At 71.7% G+C, this 6,306-nt stretch carries 10 protein-coding genes; 5 read left to right on the plus strand and 5 right to left on the minus strand.

Annotated elements, in window-relative coordinates; all coding sequences use genetic code 11:
• Positions 1 to 329 (minus strand): lactonase family protein (locus P409_RS23150; protein ID WP_034844262.1); only part of this gene is annotated, 329 nt, incomplete at its 3' end.
• Between the two features lie 116 nt (positions 330 to 445).
• Here P409_RS23150 and P409_RS23155 point away from each other — a divergent pair.
• Positions 446 to 697, plus strand: coding sequence for a DUF3297 family protein (locus tag P409_RS23155; RefSeq protein ID WP_034844264.1), 252 nt, complete (start codon positions 446 to 448; stop codon positions 695 to 697).
• A 67-nt stretch (positions 698 to 764) separates the two neighbouring features.
• Positions 765 to 1,433 (plus strand): methyltransferase family protein, encoded by a 669-nt coding sequence (locus P409_RS23160; RefSeq protein WP_034844267.1) that lies wholly within the window; start codon positions 765 to 767, stop codon positions 1,431 to 1,433.
• Here P409_RS23160 and P409_RS23165 read toward each other — a convergent pair.
• On the minus strand, positions 1,430 to 2,650 hold the full coding sequence (locus P409_RS23165) for an aminotransferase-like domain-containing protein (RefSeq protein WP_034844270.1): 1,221 nt from the start codon (positions 2,648 to 2,650) through the stop codon (positions 1,430 to 1,432). The genes P409_RS23160 and P409_RS23165 overlap by 4 nt on opposite strands.
• Positions 2,651 to 2,822: 172 nt before the next feature.
• On the minus strand, positions 2,823 to 3,047 hold the full coding sequence (locus P409_RS23170; protein ID WP_034844271.1) for a hypothetical protein: 225 nt from the start codon (positions 3,045 to 3,047) through the stop codon (positions 2,823 to 2,825).
• A gap of 107 nt (positions 3,048 to 3,154) precedes the next feature.
• On the opposite strand from P409_RS23170, the gene P409_RS23175 reads away from it, so the two are divergent.
• Positions 3,155 to 4,243 carry a LacI family DNA-binding transcriptional regulator gene (locus tag P409_RS23175; protein WP_052121250.1) on the plus strand — a complete coding sequence of 363 codons (1,089 nt, stop codon included), beginning with the start codon at positions 3,155 to 3,157 and terminating at the stop codon, positions 4,241 to 4,243.
• 107 nt (positions 4,244 to 4,350) lie between these two features.
• Positions 4,351 to 4,662, plus strand: coding sequence for a hypothetical protein (locus P409_RS23180; RefSeq protein ID WP_152613502.1), 312 nt, complete (start codon positions 4,351 to 4,353; stop codon positions 4,660 to 4,662).
• A gap of 119 nt (positions 4,663 to 4,781) precedes the next feature.
• On the opposite strand, the gene P409_RS23185 is transcribed toward P409_RS23180, so the two are convergent.
• On the minus strand, positions 4,782 to 5,468 hold the full coding sequence (locus P409_RS23185) for a haloacid dehalogenase type II (protein ID WP_034844277.1): 687 nt from the start codon (positions 5,466 to 5,468) through the stop codon (positions 4,782 to 4,784).
• 2 nt (positions 5,469 to 5,470) lie between these two features.
• Positions 5,471 to 5,872 carry a winged helix-turn-helix transcriptional regulator gene (locus P409_RS23190; RefSeq protein ID WP_052121252.1) on the minus strand — a complete coding sequence of 134 codons (402 nt, stop codon included), beginning with the start codon at positions 5,870 to 5,872 and terminating at the stop codon, positions 5,471 to 5,473.
• 54 nt (positions 5,873 to 5,926) lie between these two features.
• Here P409_RS23190 and P409_RS23195 point away from each other — a divergent pair, with 54 nt between their 5' ends.
• Complete coding sequence (locus P409_RS23195; RefSeq protein WP_034844280.1) at positions 5,927 to 6,256, plus strand: nuclear transport factor 2 family protein; 330 nt, start codon at positions 5,927 to 5,929, stop codon at positions 6,254 to 6,256.
• The last annotated feature ends 50 nt before the right edge of the window (positions 6,257 to 6,306 follow it).

Genomic DNA, 6,306 nt, shown 5'->3' on the forward strand with positions numbered 1-6,306 from the left:
GCCACCAGCAGGTGCCGGCCGCCGGGATGGACGCTGGCGTGGCACGGAATCGTGCCGCCGGAGCCGACGGTGTTCAGCGCGGTCAGCGCGCCGCTGTCCCGGTCGACCCGATAGGCGGTGCAGGCGCCCTGCGCCGCGCCCCCGAAGTCGTCGATCTCGTTGACGGCATAGGCGTGCCGCCCGTCCGGCGCGAAGGTCAGCCAGGACGGGCTGGGCCCGGCGACGGTCGACAGCACCTCCAGCCGGCCGGATTCCGGCTCCAGCCGGCACAGGGTGATGCCCTCGCCGTTGCCGGATGCGCCGGTGTAGCTGCAGACATGGAACAGCATGGCCTCGCCTCCCTTTTTGTCGGTTGGCCCACCCGATAGCATCCGTGTCGCGCATTGTCAGCGCCGCCGCGCACGGCTATCACCCGCCATCCGCCGCCACAGCCCGGAGGTCCCCGATGGCCGACACCCCGCCCGACCGCCTGTCGGTCAATCCGAACAGCCCGCATTTCGACGAGGCCGCGCTGCGCCGCGGCGTCGGCATCCGCTTCAACGGCACCGAGCGCACCAATGTCGAGGAATACTGCGTCAGCGAGGGCTGGGTCCTGCTGTCGATGGGCAAGGCGCTGGACCGCCGCGGCAACCCGCTGACGGTGAAGAAGACCGGCACGGTGGAGCCGTATTTCCGGGACGACGACGCCGAGGCCTGATCCGGCCCGGCCGGAACATCGGCCGCCCGTCCGGCATTGAATCCTGCGGGATCCGTGGAGCTGCCGGATGGATCGCTCGCCGACATCGCCGAAGCTGGCGCTGGCCGCCGTGCTCGGCACCGCGGTCTATCTCGGCCTGGCCGTGCTCGGCTGGGGCGGGGTCGCCGCCTTCTTCGCCCATCCGGCCCGCATCGCCCTGGTCGTGGTCACCGTGGTGCTGACGGTCGCGAGCCTGTTCACCGGCGGCAATCTCAGCGGCGGCGAGCGCGAGGACCGCGGCAACCGCTGGGTGCTGGCGGCCTTCACCGGGCTCGGGCTGCTCGCCGCCTATGTCCCGGCCTGGACCGACCGGATGGAGGTCTGGACGCTGGACGGCGACGTCCTGCGTTGGCTCGGCGTCGCCCTGTTCACCGGCGGCGGGCTGGTGCGGCTCTGGCCGGTCTTCGTGCTCGGCCGGCGGTTCAGCGGGCTGGTGGCGATCCAGCCCGGCCACCGGCTGGTCACCGGCGGGATCTACGGCGTGATCCGCCATCCCAGCTATCTCGGTCTGATGATCGGCGCGCTGGGCTGGGCGCTGGCCTTCCGCTCCGTCCCCGGCGTGGTGCTGGCGCTGCTGAACCTGGTGCCGCTGATCGCCCGCATCCGGGCCGAGGAGCGGCTGCTGGCCGACCAGTTCGGAGCGGAGTACGAGGCCTACCGCCGGCGCACCTGGCGCATGGTGCCGGGGATCTACTAGGCCGCCGCCTGCGCCGTGCCGGCGATCAGGCGGCCGAGGCCGCCGATGCCCTCCTCGATCGCCTCCGGCCCGGCCAGGGAGAAGGAGAGGCGCAGCGTGTTGCCCAGCGTGCCGTCGGCGTGGAAGGCGCGGCCGGGGACGAAGGCGACGCCCTGCTCCACCGCCCGGGCCAGCAGCTCGGCGCCGTCGAGATGCTCGGGCAGGGTCACCCAGATGAACATGCCGCCCTGCGGCCGGGTCCAGCTCACCCCCGCCGGCATGTGGCGGTCGAGCGCCGCCAGCATGCGGTCGCGCCGGTCGCGATAGGCGGCGCGGATCTTCGCCACCTGGGCCGGATAGGCGTGCTCGGCCGCGTGGTGCATCACCATCTGGTTGATGGTCGGCGTGTGCAGGTCGGCCGCCTGCTTGGTCAGCACCAGCTTCTGCACCACGCCGCGGGCAGCGCAGATCCAGCCGATGCGCAGCCCCGGCGCCAGGGTCTTCGAGAAGCTGCCGCAATGGATCACGCGGCTGCGGTCGATGCCGCCCTTGGCCGCCACGTCCAGCGCCTGCAGCGGCGGCACATCCTCGCCGTCATAGCGCAGCGCCTGGTAGGCCGAATCCTCGACCAAAGGGATGTCCAGCTCGTCCGCCAGCGCCCGGGCGCGCTCCCGGGCCGCCCGGCTCAGCGTCTCGCCCGAGGGGTTGGCGAAATCCGGCGTCACATAGGCCAGCCGCACCCGGCTGCCGGCCGCCGCGGCCGACGCGCGGTAGGCCTCGGGCGTGGCATTGCCGTGCTCCGGCTCCAGCCGGTCGTAGCGCGGCTCATAGGGGTTGAAGGCCTGCAGCGCGCCGAGATAGGTCGGCCAGCCCACCAGCGCCGTGTCGCCGGGCGACAGGAACAGCTTGCCGAGATAGTCCAGACCCTGCTGCGATCCCGAGGTGATGACGATGTTGTCGGCATCGCAGGGCACGCCGATCGATCCCATGTGCCGGGCGATCCACTGGCGCAGCGGGGCATAGCCCTCGCTGACCGAATACTGCAGCGCGGTGTCGCCGGCGGCCAGCGCGGCCTCGTAGCCGGCGCGGATGGTCTCGGCCGGGAACAGCGCCGGGTCGGGGATGCCGCCGGCGAAGGAGATCACGCCCGGCCGGTCCAGCAGCTTCAGCAGCTCGCGGATCTCGGAAGCGCGCATGCGGCCGGCGCGGGCGGCGTAATGGGTCTCGCCGATGGTCATCGGTCTGGTCCTGTCTTCCTGGGCGCGGCGTCTGTCCCGGCGCCGTTCCCCGACCGAACCATGGCGGGCCGATTTATGTCAATGAGACTGACCTATCTCATGACAGAGTTGCGCCGGATGCGGATCTGAAGACATTTTGTTTCGATCCGCATCCGGGAGGCAGAGAGTGGCCTCAGCACGCCTTGCGCAAGGCCAGGGATGGCGCCGGCGCGGGCACCGAGGAACGGCGCGGGGCGGCCGGCTTCGAGGGCTGGGGGGCCGGGTGCGCGGCTTCCTCCTCGGCGGCGGCGAAGGCCTCCAGCTCCGCCGCCACCGACGGCGGCAGGTGCCCGAAGCGCCCGCCCAGGCGGATCTGCATCAGATGGGCGACCAGCGGGAATCCGGTCATGAGGGACATGACGGCCTCCTTTGAATCGATTTTTTGAATCGATTCATAATCCCGCTCTCCGGATCCGTCGTCAAGGAATTTTTGAATCGGTTCAAGAACGGCGCTAGGCTGCCCGCATGCCCGAGGACGCCCCGCCCGACAAGCCCGACGCCCCGAAGCCCAGGGCCCGCCTGCGCGACATCGCCGTTGCGGCGGGGGTGGCGCAGGGCACCGTCTCCAACGTCTTCAACCACCCCGAGCGGGTCAGCGAGGCGATACGCGCCAAGGTCATGGAGGCGGCCGAGGCGCTGGGCTACCAGGGCCCCGATCCCCTGGCCCGGATGCTGCGCACCGGCCAGATCGGCACGGTCGCGGTGATGATCCCGGAGGGGCTGGGCTACGCCTTCGGCGACCCGGCGGCGCTGGCGCTGATCCAGGGCGTCGCCGCGGTGTGCGACGAGACCGGGCGCGGCATCTCGGTCTACGCCGCCGCGAATGTCGAGGCGGCGCGCAAGGCCCTCGGCTCGGCCGCGGTCGACGGCTTCATCATGTACTGCATGGAGGAGGAGCCGGGCGTCCTCGACATCATCCGCAGCCGCGGCCTGCCGGTGGTGACGGTCGACCAGCCGCTGGTCGCGGGCTGCCGCACCGTCACCGTGGCCGACCGCAGCGGCGCGGCGGCGGCGGCGCGGCACCTGCTCGGCCTCGGCCACCGCCGCATCGGCGTGCTGTCGATGGAGCTGATGCCGGATCAGCGCGAGGGCGCGGTGTCGGCCCGGCGCATCCGCGACTCGATCTACGCCGCCTGCCGGGAGCGGCTCCACGGCTATCTCGAGGTGCTGGCCGGGGCCGGCATCCCGGCCGGGCAGGTGGCGATCGAGGAATGCCTGTTCGAGGCGGAGTCGATCGACCGCAGCATGCCCCGGCTGATGCGGCGGCAGGCGGGCCTGACCGCGATCCTGGCCACCTGCGACCGGCTGGCGCTGTGGGCCATGGACTGGCTGGCGCGGCAGGGCCTGTCGGTGCCCGGCGACGTCTCGGTGATCGGCTTCGACGACATCGCCGCGGCCGCGACCTCCCGGCCGCCGCTGACCACGATCCGCCAGCCGCTGGTCGAGAAGGGGCGTGCGGCGGCGGAGCTGCTGATCGACCCGCGCGGCCGCGAGGAGATCCATTTCGGCACCGAGCTGGTGCTGCGCGGGTCGACCGGCCCGGCGCGGGGCTGACCGGCCCGTCCGGGCCGCGACCGGAACGAATCCCGCCGGGGCGGGTTTCTCTCGCCGCCCGCGCGCCGTCGCCGGACGCGGGATCCCGAAGGGTGGAGATGCGTGTCGTGAAGCCGTTCCTTCTCGCCGCGGCCGTCGTGCCGCTGCTCGCCGTGCCCGCCTTCGCCGGCTGCAACGAGGATTTCATGGCCCAGACCAAGGCCATCCCGCCGCTGCAATCCGCGCGCCTGTCCAGCCTGGCGGCGCCGCAGGCGGAGAAATGCGCCGCGCACAAGAAGTTGGTCGACGCCTATGTCAGGCTGGGCGACATCTACAAGACCTGCCAGGCCGAGCTGCGGCTGCGCGATTCCGACCTGCAGGACCACCAGCAGATCGTCGCCGACGAGCAGCAGAGCTACGCCCAGGACTGCGGCGCTTAGCCGGACCGCACATTGTGTTGCCTCTCCCGCTTGCGGGAGAGGCAATCGGAGGAGGATCGGCACTCTGCCGTCCCTCGGCAGGAACGCAGAAGCGTGACTTGTCTTGAAGCGATCAGCCGCTACGCCCCCACCAGGGCCGGCAGCGCCGCCAGGGTCGCGACCACGCGGTCGGGCGCGCCGGGCAGGCGCTCCGGCCGCTGCCCGGCGCGGTTACACCACACCACCTGCATGCCGAAGGCCGAGGCACCATAGGCGTCCCAGCCATTCGAGGACTGGAACGATATCGCCCGCGCCGGCAGGCCCAGGCTGTCGAGCGCCAGCTGATAGACGCGCGCATCCGGCTTGTAGACCCCGGCCTGCTCCACCGACAGCAGCGCGTCGAACGCGCTCCGCAGCCCGGCCCCGGCGACCAGCGCCTCGAGCATCCGCGGCGTGCCGTTGGACAGGATTGCCGTCCTCAGCCCGGCGGCGCGCAGCCGGCGCAGCACCTCCGGCACCTCGGGATAAGGCTCCAGCGTCAGGTACAGCTCCATCAGCCGGTCCCGCAGGCCGGGCCGGTCGATCCCGAGCGTCTCCAGCGCGAAATCCAGCGCGTCGCCGGTGACCTGCCAGAAATCGGCGTGGCGGCCCTGCACCGCCCGCAGCCAGGTATAGGCCAGCTGCTTCTCGCGCCACAGCGCCGCCAGCGGGCCGGCTTTGTCGCCGATCTCGCCGGCCAGGCGCCGGGCGGCCGACGCGGTGTCGAACAGCGTGCCATAGGCGTCGAAGACGCAGGCCTTCACCCCGGCCAGCGGCGTGTCGTCCATGATCAGGCTCCCTGCGGGGCTTCAGTTTCGGCGGAGGTGGACGGCCGCCGCTCCGCCCAGGTCAGGATGGCGTCCAGGGCCGGGCACAGCGCCTGGCCCCAATCGGTCAGCGCGTACTCCACCTTGGGCGGCACCTGGTGGTGGACGATGCGGCGGACGATGCCGTCGGCCTCCATCTGCCGCAGCTGCTGGATCAGCATCTTCTGCGAGATCGCCGGGATCGCCCGCTCCAGCTCCGAGAAGCGCAGCAGCTTGCCGCCGAACAGGTGGAACAGGATCACCAGCTTCCACCGGCCCTCCAGCACCTTCAGCGCCTGCTCCACGCCGGCGGCGGCGGAGCCCGGGGTGTAGGCCAGTCGCTCACCTACGGGTGAGTACCTTACTTTTCCGTGCGTACTTGCCATCGAGAAATCCTATTCCCATCCTCGGCCTCACGCAACCCGAGCCGAGGATCCGCCATGACGATCATGCTTCCCGACCCGATCGCCGCCTATGTCGCCGCCGACAATGCCGGGGACGACGCGGCGCTGGCCGCCTGCTTCGCCGCCGACGCGGTGGTCCGCGACGAGGGCCGCACCATCCGCGGCGTGGACGCCATCCTGGTCTGGAAGGCCGAGGCGAAGCGGAAATACCAGTATGCGGTCGAGCCGGTCGCCGTGGCCGAGACGGAGGGTGGCGCGGTCCTGACCGGCCGGGTCTCGGGCCGGTTCCCCGGCAGCCCGGTCGAGCTGCGTTATCTCTTCGGGCTCAGGGATGGCCGCATCGCGACGCTGGAGATCCACGGATGACCGGGCAGCCCGCCTTCCCGGCCGATCCGCGCGAGCTCGCGGGCAAGCGC

Origin of the sequence: Inquilinus limosus MP06 (genome assembly GCF_000767795.1) — a bacterium.
Taxonomy (GTDB): domain Bacteria; phylum Pseudomonadota; class Alphaproteobacteria; order DSM-16000; family Inquilinaceae; genus Inquilinus; species Inquilinus limosus_E.